This window comes from Pseudomonas sp. S11P7, assembly GCF_023195435.1.
GTDB lineage: Bacteria > Pseudomonadota > Gammaproteobacteria > Pseudomonadales > Pseudomonadaceae > Aquipseudomonas > Aquipseudomonas fluorescens_G.
Map to the genome: position 1 here is coordinate 3,390,244 of NZ_JALPKS020000002.1, position 23,798 is coordinate 3,414,041.

The window sequence follows — 23,798 nt, forward strand, 5'->3', positions numbered from 1 at the left end:
GGTGGGCGCGATCCGTTGCGACGCGCCCCCGCCCTCTACGCCCCGGGCGAAGCCTGCGACCGATGCCGGCTTTCGTCGTTCTTTCACGCAGGGAACCTCCATGAGCAAACCAACACGCGGAGTGATCAACGATCTGTTCACCCTGCTCAAACCCTTTCGTCTGATTGTTATCGCCTCGACGCTGCTGGGCATGGTTGGCGGCCTGAGTGTCACGGTACTGCTGGCGACGATCAACAATGCGCTGCATGCCGAAGGCGGCCTGACCCAAAACGTCGTCACGCTGTTCGCCGGCCTCTGCCTGTTGGCGCTGACCAGTTCGATTTTCTCCGACATCGGTACCAATTACGTCGGCCAGCACATCATTGCCAAACTGCGTAAAGAGCTGGGTGAAAAAGTCCTTTCGGCACCGATCGAGCAGATCGAGCGCTACCGCAGCCATCGGCTGATTCCGGTGCTGACCCACGACGTCGACACCATCAGCGATTTCGCCTTTTCCTTCTCGGCACTGGCCATTTCCATGACGGTGACCCTCGGCTGCATGGGTTACCTGGCGATGCTGTCCTGGCCGATGTTCCTGATGATGGGCAGCGCTATCGTGATCGGTACCGTCATTCAATACATCGCCAGCGGTCGGGGCATGCAGGGTTTCCGCAAGGCCCGCGATTACGAAGACGATCTGCAAAAGCACTACAACGCCGTTGCCGAAGGCGCCAAGGAACTGCGGATTCATCGTCCGCGCCGGCATCGCATGTTCGTTTCCGGCATTGCCGAAACCGCCGACAAGATCTGCGCCACCCAGGTGCGCTCGGTGAACATTTTCGTCGTCGCCAAAACCCTCGGCTCAATGCTGTTTTTCGTGGTGATCGGTCTGGCACTGGCCATGCAATCGCTGTGGCCGAGCGCCGACAAAGCGGTGATGAGCGGCTTCGTACTGGTGCTGCTGTATATGAAAGGTCCGCTGGAACACGTCATTGCCGCACTGCCGATCATTGGTCGGGCGCAGATCGCGTTTCGGCGCATCGCTGATCTGTCCGAGCAGTTCTCCTCCCCTGAACCGCATCTGCTGCTCAGTGAGCCAGCGCACCCTCCCACTGCGGTGCACAGCCTGGAACTGACCAATGTGTCCTACAGTTTCCCGAGCGTCGAAGGCGCGGCGCCGTTCAAGCTGGGCCCGGTGAATCTGAAGATCGAACAAGGCGACATCGTGTTCATCGTCGGGGAAAACGGCTGCGGCAAAACCACGCTCATCAAACTGCTGCTGGGCCTGTATGCGCCACAACACGGTGAGATTCGCTTCAATGAGCAGATCGTCGATGCGCTCAACCGCGACGATTACCGCCAGTTGTTCACGACGATCTTCGCCGACTATTACCTGTTCGATGACGTGGTGCAGGGCGACACGCACATCCCGGAGGACGCGAACAAATACCTGCAGCGTCTGGAAATCGCGCACAAGGTCAGCGTGCGCGACGGCTCGTTCACCACCACCGACCTGTCGACCGGTCAGCGCAAGCGTCTGGCGCTGATCAATGCGTGGCTGGAGGAGCGTCCGGTGCTGGTCTTCGACGAGTGGGCGGCGGATCAGGATCCGACCTTCCGCAGGATTTTCTACACCGAGTTGCTGCCCGATCTGAAGCGTCTGGGCAAAACCATCATCGTCATTTCCCACGACGATCGTTACTTCGACGTTGCCGACCAACTGGTGCGGATGAACGCCGGCAAAGTGCTCACCGAGCTGCAACCTGCCTGACTGTGAAAATTCTGTAAAAAAACTGCGTTGAGTCTTTCCGGTTTTCGGAAGGCTCAACGTCTCACTTACAGTTAATAGAAATAGTTCTCAGTCAACACTTTGAAGAGTAGAAGAACAATGCCCGCACCGCACGGACTCCACCCGCTCGCCAAGGCTCTGCTGATCCGCCGTTCCTTACGTTCCACCTTGCCGGCGCTGTGCGCCATGGCCCTGACGCTGCCGATGATGGGCCAGGCGCAGGCCGCCGCCGTGGCGATCAATATTCCTGCTCAGTCGCTGGGGAGCGCGTTGCAGGAATTCGGTCGCCAGACCAATCTTCAGGTGCTGTACAGCCCGGATGAAGTGAGCGGTCTGCGCAGCGCAGCCGTCAGTGGCACGCTGGAACCGACCGCCGCCATCGGCCAGTTGCTGCAAGGCACCGGCATCGCTTACAGCATTGAGGGCAACAATGTCGCCTTGCGTTCGCGCAGCGCCAGCGGTGCGAGCCTTGATCTGGCTCCGACCAACGTTACCGCCAGCGCCGAATCGGCCTGGGGCCCGGTCGATGGGATCGTCGCCAAGCGCAGCGCCACCGGTTCGAAAACCGACACGGCGCTGAAGGAAATCCCGCAGACCATCAACGTCGTCACTCAGGACGAAATCAAGATGCGCGGTTCGCAGTCGGTCACCGAAGCCCTGCGCTACACCGCAGGCATGACCGGCGGCGGCTTCTCTGATCGGGTAAAGATTTTCGACGAGCCAACCTCGCGCGGCTTCTCGCCGACCCCGCTGTACCTTGATGGTCTGCACCTGCCTTACGGCGGCGGCAGTACCGGTGGTTCGCTGCAGATCGACCCGTACAGCCTCGAACGCATCGAAGTGCTCAAAGGCCCGGCGTCGGTCCTCTACGGCCAGAACCAGCCCGGTGGCATCGTCAACATGGTCGGCAAACGCCCGACCGCGACACCGTTGCATGAAGTGATCATCGGCGGCGGCAGCTACGACCGCAAATACGGCGCCTTCGACCTCGGCGGCCCGATCGACGATCAAGGCGAATTTCTCTACCGCCTGACCGGTGTGGTCAACGACAGCAACGCGCAGATCGACTACGCCGACCAGAACCGCATGATGCTCGCGCCGAGCCTGACCTGGCTGCCGAACGACAGCACCAGCATCACGCTGTACGGCCAGTACCAGAAAGACCGCGATACCCCGGAAGCGCAAGGCTTGCCAGCCGACGGTACCGTTTACCGTACTGCCAACGGCCGTATCAGCCGCAGCCTGTTCCTCGGCGAACCAAGCGTGAACAAGTACGATCGCGAGCAGTTCGTGGTGGGTTACGAGATCGCCCACGAGCTCAACGATGTCTGGACCCTCAAGCAGAACGCCCGTTACGCCGACGTCAACGATCGCTACGTTGCGCCGCTGCACGGCTACTCCTTCGAGCCGAACCCGAACACCGGCATCGACGATGGCAGCTACCAGACCCGCTACGGTGTGGACTGGGCGCAGCACAACCGGGTTTACGGCATCGATAACATTGCCCAGGCCAAATTCAAGACCGGCGAAGTGGATCACACCTTGTTGCTCGGTGTGGATTACTACCACTTCAACACCCAGTTCCTCGGTCGCTATGACCGCAACGGGCCACCGATCGATCTGTACAACCCGGTGTACGGCAGTGAGTTCAACTTCACCCAGCCTTACAAATGGGACAACACCGTCAAGCAAACCGGCCTCTACACCCAGGATCAGATCCGCTGGAACCAGTGGTTCGTGACCATCGGCGGTCGTTATGACTTCGCCGAAACCGATAACAAGGAACCGTTGAGCGGCACCCACTCGAACATCAAGGACGAGAAGTTTACCGGTCGCTTCGGCTTTGGTTACGAATTCGAAAACGGTCTCACGCCGTACGCCAGTTACGCCGAATCGTTCCTGCCACAAACCGGTAACGGTCTGGACGGCAAAGCGTTCGAACCGACCGAAGGCAAGCAGTATGAAGTCGGGGTCAAGTACGAGCCAACGGCCATCGACGGTTTCATTCAGCTGTCGGCGTATCAGATCGATCAGAGCAACATGCTGACCAACGATCTGGGCAACCCGGGTTTCAGCAACCAGAGCGGTTCGGTGCGTTCGCGCGGCGTGGAACTGGAGGGCAAGGTCAACGTCACGCAGAACCTGCGCGTGCTGGCGGCCGTGTCGCGTAACCAGATCAAATGGCGCAGCGTCAACGACGGCCGCGAAGGTCGCACGCTGGCCATGAGCCCGCCGCTGACCGCCTCCGCATGGGTCAACTACGACTTCGACATCTCCACGTCGCTGGCCGGTCTGGGCATGGGCCTGGGCGCCCGTTACGTGCGCAGCAGCTACGGTTCGGACTACGAGGAAGATTCGTTCCAGATTCCTTCGTACACGGTGTATGACGCCATGGTTTCCTACGATCTGGAGAAATCGCCGCTGCACGTCAAAGGCGTGAAGTTGCGCATGAACATGGAAAACCTCACCGACGAGAAATACGTCGCCAGCTGCAACAGCACGCTCGACTGCTACTACGGCGAAGGCCGTACCATGACCGCCGACGTGACCTACAACTGGTAACCCGTACTGCGCTCACAGAAACGCCGGCAAATGCCGGCGTTTTTTATTGTCTGCAACGCTTCACATCCGTTACACCGCTGCAAACACCTGCATCAGACGCGCGGCAATGTGCTGTTGCGCTTCCTGCGCCTCATCGATGATCGCGCCCATGCGCATGAAATCATGGGTCATGCCTTCGTACACTTTCAGTTCCACGTCCACACCCGCCGCCTGCAAATGCCGCGCATACGCCACGCCTTCATCGTGCAGCGGATCACACTCGGCAAGCACCAGCAGTGCCGGCGCTACGTTCGCCGGTACCTCGGCCAGCAATGGCGAGAAACGCGGATCGAGGCGATCGCCAGCGTCACGCTGATAGTGCTGGTAAAACCACTGCAGCGATGCCTTCTCCAACAGATACCCCTCGGCATACTGCTCGATGGACGGCGTGCTGCCACTGGCATCGGTCACCGGGTAAATCAGCACCTGCAAGTGCGGCCGTACTGCTGCGTCCGCCAACTGCCCGGCGAGCACCGTGGCCAGACTGGCGCCGACGCTGTCCCCGGCAATCGCCAGACGCGTGACATCCAGCCCCAGATCCGCAGCACTCGCCAGCAGCCAGTCCCAGGCATCCCGGGCATCCTCGGCAGCTGTCGGAAAACGCCATTCCGGCGCCAGCCGATACGCCACCGACACCACCACACAATCGGCCATCGACGCCAGGGCGCGGCACAGCGAATCATGGGAATCGAGGCTGCCGACCACATAGCCGCCGCCGTGGAAATACAACAGCGCCGGGCGCGGCGCACCCATTGCCAAAGGTTGAGGACGGTAGATCCGCGCATGCAGGCGCGAACCATCGCGCACCGCTAATTGCACCTCGTCCACCGAATGCAGGTCTTCACCGCCAGCATCCATCAACAGCGACGACTGATCGAACTGCTCACGGGCGACCGCTGGACTCAATTCATGCATGCCGACACGTTTGCCACTGGCGCGACCATTGCCGACCAATTGCAGAAACGCGGCGATATCAGGGTTCAACGACATTCAATTCTCCAGACGCGTCGGGCGCCATACAGGCGCCCGAGCGTTTTTCAGGTTCAGAACACAGTTCAGGACATGGCTACTGGTTCAACGATCTCGCCGAGCATTTCTTCAGCCTCCAGCAGGAAAGTTTCATCGCGCGGGATCTGGAAGTGCCCGCAATCGAGCCATTCACCGCCCATGCCCGGCTGTTCGAGTTGCCCTGCCAGTTCCAGCGCCTCCTCCTCACGGCCCAGCGTCCACCAGCACACCGGATTGACGTCGAGCGGCACACAGCGATCGAGTTTGCGCGACAACAGCTTGAGCCGCCGCGCCACACTGAACACATGCGCCAGCTCATCGGCGCCCAGCGCCACGTAGGTCGAAGCGCCACGTTCCGTGGCCATCGCGACGCTGAACACAGCACGCAGATTCTGCGCGCTCTCCTCGCCCTCGATGTTCACGTCTGCTGCCTCCGGCAGGGTCACGCGCAAGAACTCGCGCAGGTCGTCGCGCCAGTCATCCACGGCCCCGACGTTGACCTTGGCCGACGGCACGAAGCTGTCGACCAGTCCGACAAACTGCACGGCCTGCCCGGCGTGCTCCAGTTGCGCGGCCATCAGCGTCGCCAGCGTTCCGCCCAGCGACCAGCCCAGCAAGTGATACGGCCCCTGCGGCTGTTTCTCGCGGATCTGCGCGACGTAATCGCTTGCCATGCTTTGCAGCGACACATCATTGAACGCCGGATCCAGGAGCATCCGCGACTGGATCGCCAACACCTGACGCCGACCGTTCAAACGGCGGGCCAGCGGCTCGTAGTCGAACACCGTGCCGAAACCGGCGTGAATGCAGAACAGCGGCGCCACAGCCTTGACCTCGGCGTTCATCGCCAACACAGCGCAAGCTTTCCCGGCGCTGCCCTGCACACTGGCAACCAGTTCGGCGATGCTCGGTTTCTGCATCAGATCGCGCAGTTTCAGGCTCAGCCCCTGCGCCTTGAGTACGCGGCTGCGTGCCACCACTTGCAGGCTGAGAATCGAATCCCCGCCGAGTTCGAAGAAGTTGTCCGTGAGGCCGACACGCTCGATTTTCAGCACGTCCTGCCAGATCTTCGCCAGGGCTTTTTCCAGCTCGGTGTGCGGCGCTACGTAGGTCTGACGCTGGGCGTTGTCCGGATCCGGCAACGCCTTGCGGTCAAGTTTGCCATTCGGGGTCAACGGCATGCGGTCGAGCAACGTCAGGTGCGTCGGCACCATGTAATCCGGCAGGCTGGCCTTGAGCTGTTCACGCAACTGCTCGCAGAAACCGTTGACCGGCGCATCGCGGCCCGCCAGCACATAGCCGAGCAGTTGCTTGCCGCTGGCCCCTTCACGCGCCACCACGGCCGCATCGCGCACGCCCGGTTGCTGCTTGAGGCGTGCCTCGATTTCCCCGAGCTCGATGCGGAAGCCGCGAATTTTCACCTGATGGTCGATGCGCCCGAGGTAGTCGAACGTGCCGTCGGCGCGCTGACGCACCAGATCACCAGTGCGGTACAAGCGACTGCCATCGGCGCTGAACGGGTTAGCCACGAAACGCTCGGCCGTGCCGCCGGCGCGGCCCAGATAACCACGGGCCAGTGCGCCCCCAGGTACAACTCACCGGCAATGCCGGTTGGCAGGCAGTTGAGGTCGCGGTCGAGGACATAACCGCTGCGCTCGCCCACCACGCTGCCGATCGGTGCATACGCAGCGCCGCAACGATCGTCCGCGCCGGCCTTCCAGATCAGTGGCGTGACCACCGTTTCCGTCGGGCCGTAGCCGTTGATGATGTATTGCGGTTTGAGCGCACGCCTGGCCAGTTCGAAACTCGCCTCAGGCACCGCATCCCCGCCGAAGCAGTAAATGCGCATGGGCGGCGGGTTGCCGTGCTGTTGCGCGTGCTCGGCCAATTGTTGCAAGTACACCGGCGGGAACGCCGCCACGCTGACGCGATGCTCATGCAGCGCGTTATAGGTCTGCTCGGCAGTCCACAGGCTGTCGTCACGCATCAGCAGGCGCGCACCGTGCGTCAGCGTGGTCAGCCAGCGTTCATGGGCACCGTCGAAGGCGAACGACATGAAATGCAATTCGCAGTCGTCCGTGCTCATTTCATAACGCTGACCGATCGCCTCGCAGTGCATCGCCAGCGCTCCGTGCGCCACGCCGACGCCTTTCGGCTGGCCGGTGGAACCGGAGGTGTAGATCACGTAGGCCAGGTTATCGGCATGCACCATCACCTGCGGCGCGACGCGCGACTGTGCGCTCAGATCAAGACCATCGAGTTCCAGCACCTGCAGGTTGTCCGGCACCGGCAGCCCCTCACGCAGCGTCGAATCGCTGAGCAGCAACGCCATACCCGAATCACCCATCAGATAGCTCAGGCGCTCACGCGGATACGTCGCGTCCAGCGGCACATAGGCGCCGCCGGCCTTGAGCACCGCCAGTAGCGCAACGATCAGGTTTTCGCTGCGCGGCAGGGCCACGCCGACACGGACTTCCGGGCCGACGCCCTGGGCAACCAACGCATGCGCCAAGGCATTGGCCCGCGCATCGATGTCGGCATAACTGAACGTCTGACCGTTGAAGATCACTGCCGTCTGCTCGCCGTGTTGCATTGCCCATTCAGCGATACGCTGATGCACCACCGGCGTCTGCGCGGGCAGAGGCACCGGCGGCGTCAACAATGCCTGCGCCGTCGGCAGACCGATGCGTCCCAACGGTTGCGCGGGGTCTTGCATCAGCGCCACCAGCAAGCCTTCCATGTGGCTGCGAATGCCCTCCACCGTCGCCCGGTCAAAGTGCTCGCGCAGGAACATGTACTCGATCACCAGCCCTTCTTCGAGCGTGACCATCAAGTCCATCGGGAAGTTGGTCAGGCCGGCGCTGTTGCTCTCGCCGAACTGCAGCGAATCATCGCGCCACTCACGCAAGGCCTGATCGATCGGGTGGTTCTCGAACACGATGATGCTGTCGAACAATGATTGCCCGGCGCGTCCGGCCCAACGCTGCACATCGGTGAGCGGGGTGTATTCGCGCTCACGCATCTCCAGGTTGAAGTCCTGCAACTCGCGCAGCCACTCGCCGACTGCCTGCTCGGCCGGTACGTCCTTGATCACTGGCAAGGTGTTGATGAACAGACCGAGGATCGACTCGGACGCCGGCAGACTCGCCGGCCGCCCCGCCACCGTGGCGCCGAACGCCACGCACCGCTGGCCGCTGTAGCGGCTGAGCAGCATCAGCCACGCGCCCTGCACCAGCGTATTGAGGGTGATCTGCTGCGATTGCGCGAACGCCTTGAGTTGCTCGGTTCGGGGTTCGCCCAAACGGCTGTACAACGCTTCGTGACCCTGCCCGCTACCGGTGCGCACCAGCGCATCGGCGAGGTAGGTCGGCTCGTCGAGCAACGCCAGGTGTTCACGCCAGAAACCTTCGCTGGCCTGGGCGTCCTGTTGTTGCAGCCAGTTGATGTAACGGCGGTACGGCACCGCCTCGGCCAGGGCCTGACCGGAATACTGGCTGAGCACTTCACCGATCAGCTGCGAACTGCTCCAGCCGTCGATCAGAATGTGGTGATAGGTCCAGATCAGTTGATAGCTGTCCTCGCCCACCTGCACCAGCGTCAGGCGTTGCAGCGGCGGCTGATCGAGATCGAAGCCCTTGGCCCGCTCGGCATCGGCCAGCGCTTGCAAGGCGGCGGCAGAATGATCCTGCGCACGCCAGTCGAGCACGCTGATCGGCAACGGCGCGTCGGCGAGCACGAACTGCAGCGGTTCGGCCATGTCCTGCCAGAGGAACCCGGTGCGCAGAATGTCATGGCGACGGGCGACCGCTTCCCATGCTGCCGCAAAGCGCTGCGGCTGCAGACCTTGCACCGCAATGCTCACCTGATTGATATACAGATCGGCTTGCGGCGAATTCAACCCCAGGAACAGCATGCCCTGCTGCATCGGCGACAAGCGGTACAGACCGTCGAGCTGACCGCGCGGCAAGGGCAATTGCGCGATTTGCGCCTCGCTCAGACCGTGCAACGGCATATCGATCAGGGCCGCCACCGGCGCCCGAGTGCCGGCACCGGTCTCGGCGCGCAGGGCCAGTTGTTGAATGGTCGGTTGCTGGAACAGATCTTTCGGGCTCAGCTCGATGCCCTGCGTGCGCGCACGGCTGACCACCTGAATCGAGATGATCGAGTCACCGCCCAAGGCGAAGAAACTCTCGGTGGTGCTGATTCGCTCAAGTCCCAGCACGTCCTTCCAGATGTCCACCAGCGTCTGCTCGATGGCATTCGCCGGTTCAACGTGTTGCTGCGCCGTCGAGAATTGCAGCGCCGGCAGGCGTTTGCGCTCGAGTTTACCGTTCGGGCTCAGCGGCATTTGCGCCAGCCACACGCGGTGCGCCGGCACCATGTAATCCGGCAGGCGTGCGCCCAGCCAGCTCGACAGGTCGTCGTGCAACCCGGTGCGCTGCGACTCGCCGGCGTCAACGATCGCCGGATCATTCGGCACCAGATATGCCACCAGTTGCTGGCTGCCCAAAACGTCGCGGGCGACCACCACGGCTTCGCGCACGGCGGCATGTTCGAGCAGGCGCGCTTCGATTTCGCCCAGTTCGATGCGCAAGCCGCGCAGCTTGACCTGATGGTCGATACGCCCGACGTATTCGATGACCCCGTCGGCGCGATAGCGCGCCAGGTCACCGGTGCGATACAGGCGTTCGCCATCGCCAAACGGGCTGGCGACAAAACGCTCGGCGCTGAGCCCCGGGCGACGGTGATAACCCCGTGCCAGACCGACCCCGCCCAGGTACAACTCACCGGCGACACCGATCGGCAACGGATTGAGGCCACTGTCGAGAATGAACGTCGACAGGTTGGCGATCGGCTGACCAATCGGCACCGCGTCAACGCCTTCGTCACGGCAGGTCCAATGGGTGACATCGATGGCTGCCTCGGTCGGACCGTACAAGTTATACAAACCGGCGCCCGGCAGTTTGGCGAAGACCTGCGTCTGCGCGTCCACTTGCAGCGCTTCACCGCTGCACACGATGCGGGTCAGGCTGGTGCAGCTCGACACATGGCCGTCCTGCAAGAACGCCTGCAGCATCGAAGGCACAAAGTGCAGCGTGGTCACCCGGTGCTCGTTGATCAAGGCGATCAGTCGGGCAGGATCGCGGTGATCGCCCGGTGCTGCCACCACCAGCCGCGCGCCGGTCATCAGGGGCCAGAAGAACTCCCACACCGACACGTCAAAGCTGAACGGGGTTTTCTGCAGCACGGTGTCTGCCGCCGTCAGCGCGTAAGCCTGCTGCATCCACAGCAACCGGTTGGTCAGCGCGCGATGCGCGTTGCCGGCACCTTTGGGCATGCCGGTGGAGCCCGAGGTGTAAATCACGTAAGCCAGGTTACTGGCGTCGCAGGCCACCTGCGGATTGTGCGTGGGCTGCGCCGCGAAGTCAGCGCCGTCAGCCGCCAGGCACAACGTCTGTACGTGGTCGGGAATCGGCAGATCCGCGAGCAGAGGCGCCTGCGTCAGCAACTGGTCTATGCCGCTGTCGGCGATCATGTAGCTCAGGCGATCACGCGGATACTGCGGATCGAGCGGCACATACGCGCCACCGGCCTTGAGAATTGCCAGCAAGCCGACGACCATTTCCAGGCTGCGCTCGAGCGCAATGCCCACCAGCACATCCGCGCCGACACCTCGTGCGATCAACGCATGGGCGAGCTGGTTGGCACGGACGTTGAGCTGTTCGTAACTCAGCGTCTGCCCGGCAAAGACCAGCGACGGGGCGTGCGGGGTGCGTGCGGCCTGCGCTTCGATCAAGCGGTGAACGCCTTGTTCGAGCGGGTAGTCGACGGCGGTGGCGTTCCACTGTTCAACCATCAGGCTGCGCTCGGCAGCGTCAAGCAGATCCAGCGTGCCCAGCCGGGTTTCACCCGACTGCACCATCTGCTGCAACAGGTTGTGCAGTTGCGCGCTGAGGCGTTCGATCACCGAGTCGGTGAACTGCCCGCGCTGATAGCTGTAATGCAGGGACAATTCATCACTGACATTCACCGCCAGCGTCAGCGGGTAGTTGGTTTGCTCGTGGTTGTTGACCGCGCCGAAGCGCAGTTCCTGCGGCGCGCCCTGCTCCAGCGCCTGCGACACCGGGTAGTTTTCGAACACCAGAATGTTGTCGAACAGCGCTTCACCGCTCTGCCCGGCCCAGCGCTGGATATCGAACAACGGCGTGTGCTCGTGCTCGCGCAGGCCGATGTTTTGCGCCTGCACGCTCTGCAACCACTGGCCGACGCTGTGTTCCGGGCGCGGGCTGGCGATCACCGGCAAGGTGTTGATGAACAAGCCGATCTGTTGCTCGACACCTTTGAGCTCGGTCGGACGCCCCGCCACCGTCGCGCCGAACGCGACGCTGTCGTGCCCGGTCAGGCGCTGCAACAGCAGCAGCCAGGCCGCTTGAATCAGGGTGTTGAGGGTGACTTTCTGCTGCCGGGCAAATTCGCCCAGACGTCGGGTTTGCCCGGCATCGAGGAAGCGATACAACTCACCGTGGCCGTCACGGGACTCATCGCCAATGTGCGTCTGAATCGCCTGCGCCAGACGGGTCGGTTCCTGCAGACTGGCCAGTTGTGCCGTCCAGTATTGCTCACTGACCTGCGCGTCCTGACGTTGCAGCCACTCGATATAATCGCGATACCGCCCGGCCAGCGCCGGCACGGTTTCACCGGCATAACGCTGGAGGACTTCGCCGAGCAACTGCGAGTTGCTCCAGCCGTCCATGAGAATGTGATGGTTGGTGTAAATCAGGTGGCAGCGCTGATCGTCAAGACGCACCACGACCATGCGTAGCAGCGGCCCCTGGCCCAGGTCGAAACCTTGCGCCTGCTCGGCCGCGGCCAGCGTATCGAGCTCATTCTGGCAATCACCGCGCTCGCGCCAGTCGAGCACGCTGAACGGCATCTGCAGTTGCTTGTGCACCACCTGGACGGCATGTGCCAGTTCACCCTGCCAGACAAAACCGGTGCGCAGGATGTCGTGGTTATCCACCGCCGCTTGCCAGGCTTGCCGGAAACGTTGCGGGTCGAGGCCGTCGACATCGAGGCGAACCTGGTTGATGTAGTCACCGCTCGCCTGCTCATAGAGACTGTGGAACAACATGCCTTGCTGCATCGCTGACAGCGGGTAGATATCGGCAATCTGCTGCGCCGCAACCGGCAAACCGTCGAGTTGCGCCTGCGTCAGGCCCGCCAGCGGGAAGTCCGACGGCGTCAGGCCCGCCACGCCCGGCGTCAGGCAATGATCAATCAGCAATGCCAGTTCTTCGGCGTATTCAGCGGCCAGACGCTCGATGGTGTCGCTGTCGAAGCGCTCTGTGCTGAACGTCCAGCCAACGCTCAATTCACCGCCATACACCTGACCGTTCAAGGTCAGCCAGTTGCCCATCGGTGCGTCCGGGCTTTGATCCACGCCGGCGTTATCCGGCGCTGGCGCAAACAGTGCGCCGTCATCCGCGGCAAAACTGCCGTCGAACTGGCCGAGGTAGTTGAAGGTAATGCGCGGCGTCGGCAAGGCGCGCAGGCTCGCTTGGGCCTGAGCATCACCGAGGTGGCGCAGTGCGCCGAAACCGATGCCTTTGCCAGGGATGGCGCGCAGTTGTTCCTTGATCTGTTTGATCGACTCGCCCGCTGTCGCCGCCGGGGTCAGGCGCACCGGGAACATCGAGGTGAACCAGCCGACAGTGCGGCTCAGGTCAACGCCGTCGAACAGGTCTTCGCGACCGTGGCCTTCAAGCTGAATCAGCGTCGACGCCTGACCGCTCCAGCGCCCGATGACCCGCGCCAGCGCCGTCAGCAGCAGATCATTGACCTGCGTGCGATACGCCGCCGGGGCTTCTTGCAGCAGTTGTCGGGTCAATTGCGCGTCGAGTCTGGTCTGCACGGTGTGCGCCAGTCGGTTGTGCTGACCGGCATTGATGTTTTTACACGGCAGATCAGTGCTGACATCGCGCAGGCAGGCCTGCCAGTACGCCAGCTCTTGTTGCAAGGCCGCGCTTGTGGCGTAGCGTTGCAAGTGCTCGCTCCAGTCCTTGAAGGCGCTGGTTTTCGCCGGCAGTTTCACGGGCTGAGCGTCGAGCAATTGCTGATAAGCGTTTTGCAGATCCTCCAGCAGAATCCGCCACGACACGCCGTCGACTGCCAGGTGATGGATCACCAGCTGCAAGCGCTGCGTGCCGTCGGCCAGCGTCGCCAACACGGCGCGCAGCAATGGACCGTTGCGCAAATCGAGGCTGCGCTGTGCGCGATTGCCCAAGGCTTCCAGCGCCGACGCATCGGCGACACGCGCTTGCCACAACAGGTCATGCGGCAGGTCTTCGACCGCGCGGTGTTCGGCCTGCCACACGCCATCGCGCTCGCTGAAGCTCAGGCGCAGGGCATCGTGATGGGCGACCAGCGCACGCAACACCTGCTCGATTTTGTCCGCGTCCAGGGGCTCGCGGGGTTTGAGCAGCACGGACTGGTTCCAGTGGTGACGCTCAGGGATTTCATCGTCGAAGAACTGCTGTTGAATCGGCAACAGCCGGGCCACGCCGGTCACGGCTTGCTGATCGATGGACGATGCGTCATCGGCCCACTGCGCGACGTGTGCCAGACGTTGAATGGTCTGATGCTGGAACAGGTCTTTGGGGTTCAAACGAATCCCGGCCTGACGCGCACGGCTGACCACCTGAATCGAAATGATCGAATCGCCGCCGAGTTCGAAGAAGTTGTCGTTGAGGCCCACTTGCGGCAGTTTCAACACGTCTTGCCAGATCGCCGCCAAACGCAGTTCCAGCTCGCTTTGCGGCGCTTGCCAGGGCTGTTGTGCCTGGCGTGCATCCGGCGATGGCAGCGCGCTGCGGTTGAGTTTGCCGTTTGCCGTCAGCGGTAATTGCGCGAGCAGCAACAGATGCGCCGGAATCATGTGATCCGGCAGGTTGGCCTTGAGTTCGGCACGCACGCGATCGCGCCATTGCGTCTGTTGCGTCGCACTGGCGTCGAGCAACGCCTCGTCGTTCGGCACCAGATACGCAACCAGTTGCTGGCCGCTGAGGCCGGGCTGCGCGAGCACGGCTGCCTGGCGCACGGCGGTCTGTTCGAGCAGTTGTGCTTCGATTTCACCCAGCTCGATACGGAAACCGCGAATTTTCACCTGATGATCGATGCGTCCGATGTATTCGATCACGCCGTCGGCGCGATAACGCGCCAGGTCACCGGTGCGGTACAGACGACCGCCGTCAGCGGCAAACGGATCGGGAATAAAGCGCAGTGCCGTCAGATCGGCACGGTTCAGGTAACCGCGCGCCAGGCCGGCGCGGCCGACGTACAGCTCACCGATGCAGCCCTTGGCCACCGGGTTGAGGTCGCCATCGAGCAAGTACCACGACAAGTCGCCAATCGCTTCACCGATCGGGCTGCTTGCGTCGCGCTGCAAGTCGGCCATCGACAAAGGTCGGTAGGTCACGTGGACGGTGGTTTCGGTGATGCCGTACATGTTGACCAGTTGCGGCGCCTGATCACCGAAACGCTCGAACCACGGCCGCAGGCTCTTGACCTCCAGCGCCTCGCCGCCAAATACCACGTAGCGCAGCGCCAGTGGTTGCGCGGCGTGCTCCGGGGCACAGGCCACTTGCATCAGTTGTTTGAATGCCGACGGCGTCTGGTTGAGTACGGTGATACCGGCGCGGCTGAGCAAGGCAAAAAAGTCTTGCGGTGAGCGGCTGACCTCGTAAGGCACCACCACCAGTTTGCCGCCGTACAGCAGCGCACCGAAGATCTCCCACACCGAGAAGTCGAACGCGTAGGAATGGAACAGGCTCCAGACGTCTGAAGGGCCAAAGTCGAACCAGGCATCCGTGGCGGCGAACAGCCGCAACACATTGCGATGCGCGAGCAAGGTGCCCTTCGGTTGACCGGTCGAACCCGAGGTGTAAATCACATACGCGAGGTTGTCGGCGCTCATCAGCACTTGCGGATTGCTTTCGCTGTAGCCTTCGAGGCCATCTGGCTGATCAAGCATCAGGCTGCGCACGGAATCGGGCACCGGCAGACGCGCGAGCAAATGGCTTTGGGTCAACAGCAACGCAATGCCGCTGTCGCCGATCATGTAGCTCAGACGTTCTTGCGGGTAGCTCGGATCCAGCGGTACATAAGCGCCGCCGGCCTTGAGAATCGCCAGCAGGCCGACCAGCATGTCGAGGCTGCGCTCCACTGCCAGGCCGACGCGCACGTCCGGGCCGACGCCACTGGCGATCAGCTGGTGGGCCAATCGGTTTGCGCAAGTGTTGAGCTCACCGTAGCTCAGTGATTGCTCGGCGCACGTCACAGCAACCGCCTGCGGTGCGTGCGCCGCCTGCGCTTCGATCAACGAGTGCAGGCACTGCTCGCTGGGGAAATCGGCCACCGCCGGGTTCCATTGGCGCAAGGTCGCCGCGCGCTCGGCAGCGTCCTGCAGCGGCAAATCAGCGATACGCTGGCCGCTGTCGGCAACGATGCCGTGCAGCAGATTTGTCCAATGGCCAGCAAAACGCGCCATGGTTTCAGCGTCGAACAGGTCTGTGGCATAGGTCAGTTCAGCCCAGACGTTGTCGGCCGATTCAAACGTGTCGAGGGTCAGGTCGAATTGCGCGGTGTGCGAGACCCAGTTCAAGCCTTCGATGGCCAGCTTCGGCAAGCGTGTCGCGCCCTGCTCCCGACGGGCCTGGCTCTGGTGATTGTGCAGCACCTGGAACAGCGGCGCATGACTCAGGCTGCGCTCCGGTTGCAGCGCGTCGACCAGTTGTTCGAACGGCAGATCCTGATGGGCCTGCGCGCCGAGCACGGTATTTTTCACTTGCTGCAACACGCTGCGGAACGTCTGTTGGCTGTCGAATTGGGCCTTGAGCACCTGCGTGTTGACGAAGAAACCGATCAAGCCCTCGGTCTCGACCCGGTTGCGGTTAGCCACGGGCACGCCGACGCGAATCTCGGCCTGACCGCTGTAGCGATGCAGCACGGTCTGGAATGACGCCAACAACACGGCGAACAGCGTGACATGTTCGCGCTGCGCAAGGTCCTTGAGGCCCGCCGCCAGTTCTGCGCTCAGTGGAATGTCCTGACGAGCGCCGCGATAGCTTTGTTCGGCCGGGCGCGGACGGTCGGTCGGCAGCTCCAGCAACGGCTGGTCGCCATCGCCCAATTGTGCCGTCCAGTAATTCAACTGCCGTTCCCGCTCACCGGCATCCATCCACTGACGCTGCCACACCGCATAGTCGGCGTATTGCACCGCCAGCGTTGGTAATGCGGCAGTCCGGCCCAGAGTGTGGGCGGCATACAGGGCAACCAGTTCGTCGATCATGATGTTCATCGACCAGCCATCGCAGACGATGTGATGCAAGGTGATGATCAGCGCGTGATCATCCGCAGCCAGGCGCAGCAGTTTGACCCGCAACAACGGGCCTTGCTGCAGGTTGAACAGCTGCCCGGTTTCTTCAGCGACCAGCGCTTGCAGAGCGTCGTCTTCGACGTTACCGACATCCTGCACCTGCAGATCCAGCGCCGCCTCGGCCTGAATCACTTGCAGGGTCTGGCCCTGTTCTTCCACAAAGCAGGTGCGCAGCGATTCGTGGCGGGCGATCAAGGCATCGAAGCTGCGTTGCAACGCCGGCAGATCCAGTTCGCCGCGCAAACGCAAAGCGGCCGGAACATGGTAGGCGTTGCTGCCCGGTTCGAGTTGCCAGAGGAACCATTGACGTTCCTGAGCGTAGGACAATGGGAGCGGTTGCAGCCGTGGCAGCGCGATGATCGGAGGTTGCCGGTGTGCCTGTTCGACGCCCAGTGCCGCGACGAAATCGATCAGCGTGCTGTGTTCGAACAAGGTGCGCAGCGGTACTTGTACGTTGAGTGCCTGGCGCACCCGCGACACCACTTGTGTGACCAGCAACGAGTGACCGCCCAGTTCGAAGAAGTTGTCGCTCAGGCCCACCTGCTCAAGTTTGAGCACCGCCTGCCAGATCTCGGCGACCGTATGCTGGGTGGCGGTTTGCGGGGCGAGATAAGTTGATTGCAACTGACTGGCGTCGGGCGCCGGCAAGGCTTTGCGGTCGACCTTGCCGTTGGGGGTCAGCGGCAATTGCGCGAGGAACAACAGGTGCGCGGGCACCATGTATTCCGGCAGTTCAGCCTTCAGGCTGGACTTCAGCGCCGCGCGCAGATCGGCGTGCGCGGCATCGCTGGCGGCCGGCACAACATAGCCGACCAGTTGCGCACCGGTCGGGCCTTCCTGCGCCACCACGATGGCTTCGCGCACGCTGTCCAGCGCGAGCAAGCGTGCTTCGATTTCGCCCAGTTCGATACGGAAACCGCGAATTTTTACTTGATGGTCAATGCGCCCGATGTATTCGATCACGCCTTCGGCGCGGTAGCGGGTCAGGTCGCCCGTGCGGTACAGACGCGCACCGTTTTTCGCGAACGGATCCGGCACGAAGCGTTCAGCGGTCAGGCCCGGACGCCGCAAATAACCGCGCGCCAGGCCCTCGCCACCGATGAGCAATTCGCCCGGCGCGCCGAGCGGATTCAGTGCAAGGTCGCTGCCGAGGATGTACAGCGCCGTGTTAGCGACGGGCGTGCCGAGGAACGGCCGGCTGTTGTCCGCGCTGAGCGCATGTTGCGCCGACCAGATCGTGGTTTCGGTCGGACCATACAGGTTCCACACCCTTGGCGTCAGCGCCAGCATGCGCGTGGCCAGTTCCTGCGACAGCGCTTCACCGCCACAGAGGAACGTGCGACCGCTGAGCAGCGCCGCGTGCTCGTTGTCGAGCAGCATGCGCCAGGTCGACGGCGTGGCTTGCAGGATGCTGACGGCGTGACGTTCGATCAGTTCGAGGACCGCTTGCGGATCCTGATGCACGTCCTTGCCGGTCAGCACTACGCAGGCCCCGGCGAGCAGCGGGGCGTAGATTTCCAGAGCGAAAATATCGAACGAGAAAGTGGTCAGCGAGAGCATGCGATCTGCCGCCGCAAGGCCCGGTTGCTCGATCATGCTGGCGACAAAATTGCTCAGCGCCGCGTGGCGCACCATGACGCCTTTCGGTTTACCGGTGGAACCCGAGGTGTAGATCGTATAGGCCAGATGTTCGCCATTGACGGCAACCTCCGGCGCGGTCTGTGGATAAGCGGCCAGCCACTCGGCCGGCTGATCGAGCAGCAGGGTTTGCACACCCGGCGGGATCGGCAACTGCGCCTGCAAGTGCGCCTGGGTCAGCAGCAACTGCAGGCCGCTGTCCTCGATCATGTAGGCCAGCCGATCCTGCGGGTACGCCGGATCCAGCGGCACATACGCGCCGCCAGCCTTGAGGATGGCCAACAGGCCGACAATCATCTCCACACTGCGCTCGACCGCGATGCCGACCAGTCGGTCCGGGCCGACGCCCGCCTCGATCAGCTTGTGCGCCAGTTGATTGGCCCGCGTTTCCAGCTCGCCATACGTCAACGCGTCTTCGCCAATGATCAGCGCGGTCGCGTCCGGGGTTTGCTGCGCCTGCAAGGCAAAAGCCTGGTGCACGCATTCGGCGTTCGCGGCGTGATCGGCAACACGCAACCAGTCTTGCAGCAGCACCTTGTGCTCGCGGTCCTCCAGCAACGGCAGTTCGCCGATGCGTTGAGTCGGCGCAGCGACAATGCCTTGCAACAGGTTCTGCCAGTGACGCGCCAGACGCTCGATGGTGTCAGCTTTGAACAGATCGGTGGCGTACGTCAGTTCCGCCGCCACGCCGTCGCTGGACTCGTAGGTGCCCAGCGTCAGGTCGAATTGGGCCGTGCGGCCTTCCCAGACAATGTCTGCGACGCTCAGCTGCGGCAACTGCCTCTGGCTCTGCCGCTGGGTTTGCTCGCTAACCGCCTGATGGTTGTACATCACCTGGAACAGCGGGCTGTGGCTGAGGCTGCGCTCCGGCTGCAGCGCTTCGATCAGTTGCTCGAACGGCAGATCCTGATGCGCCTGGGCGGCCATCGCGGCCTGTTTGACCTGGGCCAGCAACTGGTTGAACGGCAGTTGGCCGTGCACCTCGGCGCTGAGCACTTGCGTGTTGACGAAAAAGCCGATCAGCCCTTCCGTTTCCACGCGGTTGCGGTTGGCGGTCGGCACACCGACACGGATCTGCGACTGCCCGCTGTAGCGATGCAGCAAGGCCTGGAATGACGCCAGCAACAGCATGAACAGGCTCGCGCCCTCACGTTGCGCCAGTTGCTTGAGTGCATCGGCCAGCGCCGACGGCAATTGCAGATCGAGGCGCGCCCCGCGGAAACTTTGTACCGCCGGACGCGGCTGATCAATCGGCAGCTCCAGCACCGGTTGCTCGCTGCCCAGGGTTTTTACCCAGTAGGCCAACTGCCGCTCACGTTCACCGGCCTCCAGCCAATGGCGTTGCCAGATCGCGTAATCGGCGTATTGCACGTCCAGTGCCGGCAGGGTCAGCGACTGGCCGCTGGTGTCGGCGGCGTAATGCTGGATCAGCTCGCCGACCAGCACTTGCATCGACCAGCCATCGGAAATGATGTGGTGCTGGATCAACGCCAGCACGTGATCGTCTTGCGCCACCTGCAAGAGCGCCACGCGCAGCAACGGCCCGTGCTGCAAGTCGAACGGACGCGAGGTCTGGGCTTCGACGAACGCCTTGATGCAGGCTTCGACACCGCCGGCGTCCAGGCCTTGCGGCAATGGCTCGACGCCGATGCTCAACGGCATGTGCGGATGAATCACCTGGCAAAACGTTTCGCCCTGCTCGGCGAAGGTGGTGCGCAAGCTTTCATGCCGCGCGACCAGGGCATTGAAGCTGCGCTCCAGCGCCGCGACGTCCAGTTGCCCTTTGAGGCGCAAGGCGCTGGGGATGTGATAGGCGCTGCTGTGCGGGTCCATTTGCCAGAGGAACAACTGGCGTTCCTGCGCATACGACAGAGGAATCGCCGCGAACCCGGAACGCGTCTCCGGGATCGGCAGATTGGCCGGCGAGACGCCCTCTTCGAGCATCTTCTCCAGGTACAGTTTGCGTTTGTCCAGCGGCAGAGTGATAAAGCGCTTGGCTACCCTCAAAGCAACACTCTTGTCCATCAGACTTCCTCCATATCGTCAAGCAGGGCTTCCAGCTTGCTCAGTTTCTGTTCATTGATTGCCCCGCCTCCTGTATCGAGTCGAGCGACAAAATCGCTCAGGACGGGGTGCTGGAATAACAGTTGCGGGGTCAGCGTCAGGCCCAGTTCAAGGGCGATGCGCGACACCACGTTGACCGCCAGCAGCGAGTGCCCGCCCAGTTCGAAGAAGTGGTCATGCAAACCGATGCGTTCAATCTCGAGCACTTGCTGCCAGATCGCCGCGACCTGTTGCTCAAGCTCACTCTGCGGCGCGACATACGCGGCCTGCATCTGGCTGGCATCGACCGTCGGCAAGGCCTTGCGGTCGAGTTTGCCGTTGGGGGTCAGTGGCAACTGCTCAGGGAACAGCAGGTGCGCGGGAATCATGTAGTCAGGTAACGAAGACTTGAGGCCAGTCTTTAGTCCGTCGCGCAGTTGCCGCTGCGCTTCGCCGTCGTACAGATTCAGTGACGCGGCGACCACGTACGCCACCAGTTGCGCGCCCGCCTCGCCTTCAACCGCGAGCACAGCGGCTTCGGTAACCGCCGGCTGAGCGAGCAATCGCGCCTCGATCTCTCCCAGTTCGATGCGGAATCCCCGAATTTTCACCTGATGGTCGATGCGGCCCAGGTACTCGAGATCGCCGTGTTCGCGTTCACGAATCAGGTCGCCGGTGCGGTACAGCCGCTCGCCATTGCCGCCCAACGGGTTCGGCACAAAGCGCTCGGCGGTCATCGCCGCACGCCCCAGATAGCCGCGCGTGATGCCGGCACCGGACAGGTACAGCTCGGCCGACACCCCGTGCGGCACCGCTTGCAGATCGGCATCGAGCAGATGGCTGTCGCTGTGCGTGAGGGCACGGCCGATGCGTGGCTGGCCGCCGACGGTGCGGCGCGTCCAGGTCGAATAGGTGGTGTCTTCCGACGGTCCATAGAGGTCGTAGACGTGCTCGACCGTCGACTGTTGATACAGCGCGTCGACCAGCCCCTGCTTGAGCGGTTCACCCGCCAGATTGATGATCCGCACGCCGGCGGGAATCTGCCCGGCACGCTGCAGTGCAGCGATGGCCGACGGCACCGTGTTGATCAGGCGCACCTGATCACGCGCCGGCAGTTGCGGCAGCTCCAGTGCGTTGCGCGCGATGATCACCGAACCGCCGTTGGCCAATGTGACAAACAGCTCCCACACCGAGAGGTCGAAGCACACCGAGGTCGACGCCAGCACACCTTGAATGTCGTCGCGGCTGTAAACCCTGGCTGACCAGTCGATCAGCGCCATGACGTTGCGATGAGCAATGGCCACGCCTTTGGGTTTGCCGGTGGAACCGGAGGTGTAGATCACGTAGGCCAGGTTGTCTGGCTGCACCCGCGTTTGCGGCGCATCCGTCGGGTAGCCGTCGAGCGGCAACTGATCCATCAGCAACACCTGGGTTTCGCCCGGCACGCTCAGGCTCGCGGCAACGGCTTGCTCGGTCAGCAGCACACGCGCACGGCTGTCTTCGAGCATGTAAGCGACGCGATCGGCCGGGTAATCCGGATCCAGCGGCACATACGCCCCACCCGCCTTGAGCACCGCCAGCAACGCCACGAGCAACTGCGCGGAACGCGGCATCGCCACGCCCACGCGCACCTCCGGGCCGACGCCGAGTTCGATCAGCTTGTGCGCCAGACGGTTGGCCTGCGCGTCCAGTCCGGCGTAGCTCAGTTGCGCAGTGCCGAAGGTCACCGCCAGGGCATCCGGCGTCGCCGCTACCTGGCGAGCGATGCCTTGATGGATGCACAGTGGCGTGGCGAAAACGCTGGCCACGGTCGGGGTTGGCTCGGTCAGCGTCAATTCACTGAGCGAGCGTTCGCCGGTCGCGCTCATCTGGCTGAGCAAGTGCTCAAGATGCGCGCCCAATTGCGCCACACTGGCGGCAGCAAAGTGGTCGCGCTGGTAACTGAAATGCACCGAGAGCTCAGCGCCCATGTGCACCAGCAATGTCAGTGGATAGTTGGTCTGCTCATGGTTGGTCACCGCGCCGAAGCGCAGACCTTGCGGCGCGCCTTGCGCCAGTGCCTCGGCAATCGGATAGTTTTCGAACACCATCAGGCTGTCGAACAGCGCGTCACCGCCCTGCCCGGCCCAGCGCTGAATGTCCGCCAAGGGCGTGTGCTCGAATTCGCGCAGTTGCAGATTCTGCGCCTGCACCGCTTGCAACCACCCGGCCAGCGTTTGTTGCGCTTGCGGCGCGCCAATCACTGGCAGGGTGTTGATGAACAGACCGATCTGCTGCTCGGCACCCGGCAAATCCGCCGGACGCCCGGCGACTGTTGCGCCGAACGCCACGCAATGCTTGCCGGTGTAGCGCTGCAACAACAGCAACCACGCGGCTTGCACCAAGGTGTTGACGGTGACTTTCGAGGCGCGGGCAAACTCGCCAAGACGTCGGCTCAGATCAGCGTCGAGTCGCTGGAAATGATCGCCGTAACCGACCTGCGCAAGGCCACCGTGGGGCCTGGCGAGGGCGTCGGCCAGACGTGTCGGCTCATGGAGATCAGTCAGTGCAGCCTGCCAATACGTTTGCGCAAGCGCCGCGTCCTGACCCTGCAACCACTCAATGTAATCGCGATAACGCCCGCTCGGCCGCGCCACGGCTTCACCGCGGTAGTGCTGCAACACTTCGCCGAGCAACTGTGCGCTGCTCCAGCCGTCCATCAGAATGTGATGGTTGGTGTAGATCAGGTGATGCCGGTCGGCAGCCGTGCGCACCAGGACCAGACGCATCAGCGGTGCCGCGCGCAGATCCAGACCTTGCGCGCGCTCCTCAGCCGCGAGGGCTTGCAGCGCCGCGTCCAGATCCGCCTGAGCGCTCCAGTCGAGCACGCGGAACGGCACGTCGAGCTGGCGCAGTACCATCTGCACCGGTTGCTGCAGATCGCCCTGCCAGAAAAACCCGGTGCGCAGAACGTCATGGGCATCGACCACCGCTTGCCACGCCGCCCGGAAGCGCTGCGGATCGACGCCATCGACGTCCAGCCGCATCTGGTTGATGTAGTCGCCAGCGCCCTGTTCGAGCAAGGTATGGAACAACATGCCCTGCTGCATCGGCGACAGCGGATAGATGTCAGCGACGGATTGCGGTTGTGGCACCAGCGCGTCCAGTTGCGCCTGAGTCAACGCGGCCAACGGGAAATCCGACGGCGTTACGCCACGGTTGGCGCTGTCGCAGCAGTGGGCAATCAGCGCGGTGAGTTCTTGCAGGTATTCGTCAGCCAGACGCTGGATCGTCGCCGGGTTGAACATCTCGCGGCTGAAGGTCCAG

The 23,798-nt window shown here is 62.9% G+C and carries 6 protein-coding genes; 2 read left to right on the forward strand and 4 right to left on the reverse strand.

From position 1 onward, the window contains the following. The first annotated feature begins 100 nt into the window (after positions 1–100). Both M0746_RS15665 and M0746_RS15670 read left to right on the forward strand, forming a co-directional pair. Entirely contained in the window at positions 101–1,750 is a 1,650-nt protein-coding gene (locus M0746_RS15665) for a cyclic peptide export ABC transporter (RefSeq protein WP_258449836.1), read from the forward strand. Positions 1,751–1,867: 117 nt separating this feature from the next. Continuing rightward, positions 1,868–4,330 (forward strand): TonB-dependent siderophore receptor, encoded by a 2,463-nt coding sequence (locus tag M0746_RS15670; RefSeq protein WP_258449837.1) that lies wholly within the window; start codon positions 1,868–1,870, stop codon positions 4,328–4,330. 69 nt (positions 4,331–4,399) lie between these two features. Here M0746_RS15670 and M0746_RS15675 read toward each other — a convergent pair whose 3' ends face one another. From M0746_RS15675 to M0746_RS29505, 4 genes are all read right to left on the reverse strand, one after another. Then, positions 4,400–5,359, reverse strand: a complete 960-nt coding sequence (locus M0746_RS15675) for an alpha/beta hydrolase (protein WP_258449838.1) — start codon at positions 5,357–5,359, stop codon at positions 4,400–4,402. Positions 5,360–5,424: 65 nt separating this feature from the next. After that, the gene (locus M0746_RS15680; protein WP_342454880.1) at positions 5,425–6,906 is read right to left on the reverse strand and encodes an alpha/beta fold hydrolase; all 1,482 of its coding nucleotides are present in this window, start codon (positions 6,904–6,906) and stop codon (positions 5,425–5,427) included. Then, the gene (locus tag M0746_RS15685; protein WP_342454881.1) at positions 6,795–20,474 is read right to left on the reverse strand and encodes a non-ribosomal peptide synthase/polyketide synthase; all 13,680 of its coding nucleotides are present in this window, start codon (positions 20,472–20,474) and stop codon (positions 6,795–6,797) included. The genes M0746_RS15680 and M0746_RS15685 overlap by 112 nt, the downstream gene beginning before the upstream one ends. Then, a complete protein-coding gene (locus M0746_RS29505) occupies positions 20,474–23,779 on the reverse strand; it encodes an amino acid adenylation domain-containing protein (RefSeq protein ID WP_446731333.1) in 3,306 nt (1,101 codons plus the stop codon). Before M0746_RS29505 ends, M0746_RS15685 begins: the two co-directional genes overlap by 1 nt. Between the last annotated feature and the right edge of the window lie 19 nt (positions 23,780–23,798).

What these genes read in the sequence shown, in the direction of transcription:
- M0746_RS15665 (WP_258449836.1), top strand. Translation starts at nt 101, where the DNA reads ATGAGCAAACCAACACGCGGAGTGATCAACGATCTGTTCACCCTGCTC.
- M0746_RS15670 (WP_258449837.1), top strand. Translation starts at nt 1,868, where the DNA reads ATGCCCGCACCGCACGGACTCCACCCGCTCGCCAAGGCTCTGCTGATC.
- M0746_RS15675 (WP_258449838.1), bottom strand. Translation starts at nt 5,359, where the DNA reads ATGTCGTTGAACCCTGATATCGCCGCGTTTCTGCAATTGGTCGGCAAT.
- M0746_RS15685 (WP_342454881.1), bottom strand. Translation starts at nt 20,474, where the DNA reads ATGGACAAGAGTGTTGCTTTGAGGGTAGCCAAGCGCTTTATCACTCTG.
- M0746_RS29505 (WP_446731333.1), bottom strand. Translation starts at nt 23,779, where the DNA reads ATGTTCAACCCGGCGACGATCCAGCGTCTGGCTGACGAATACCTGCAA.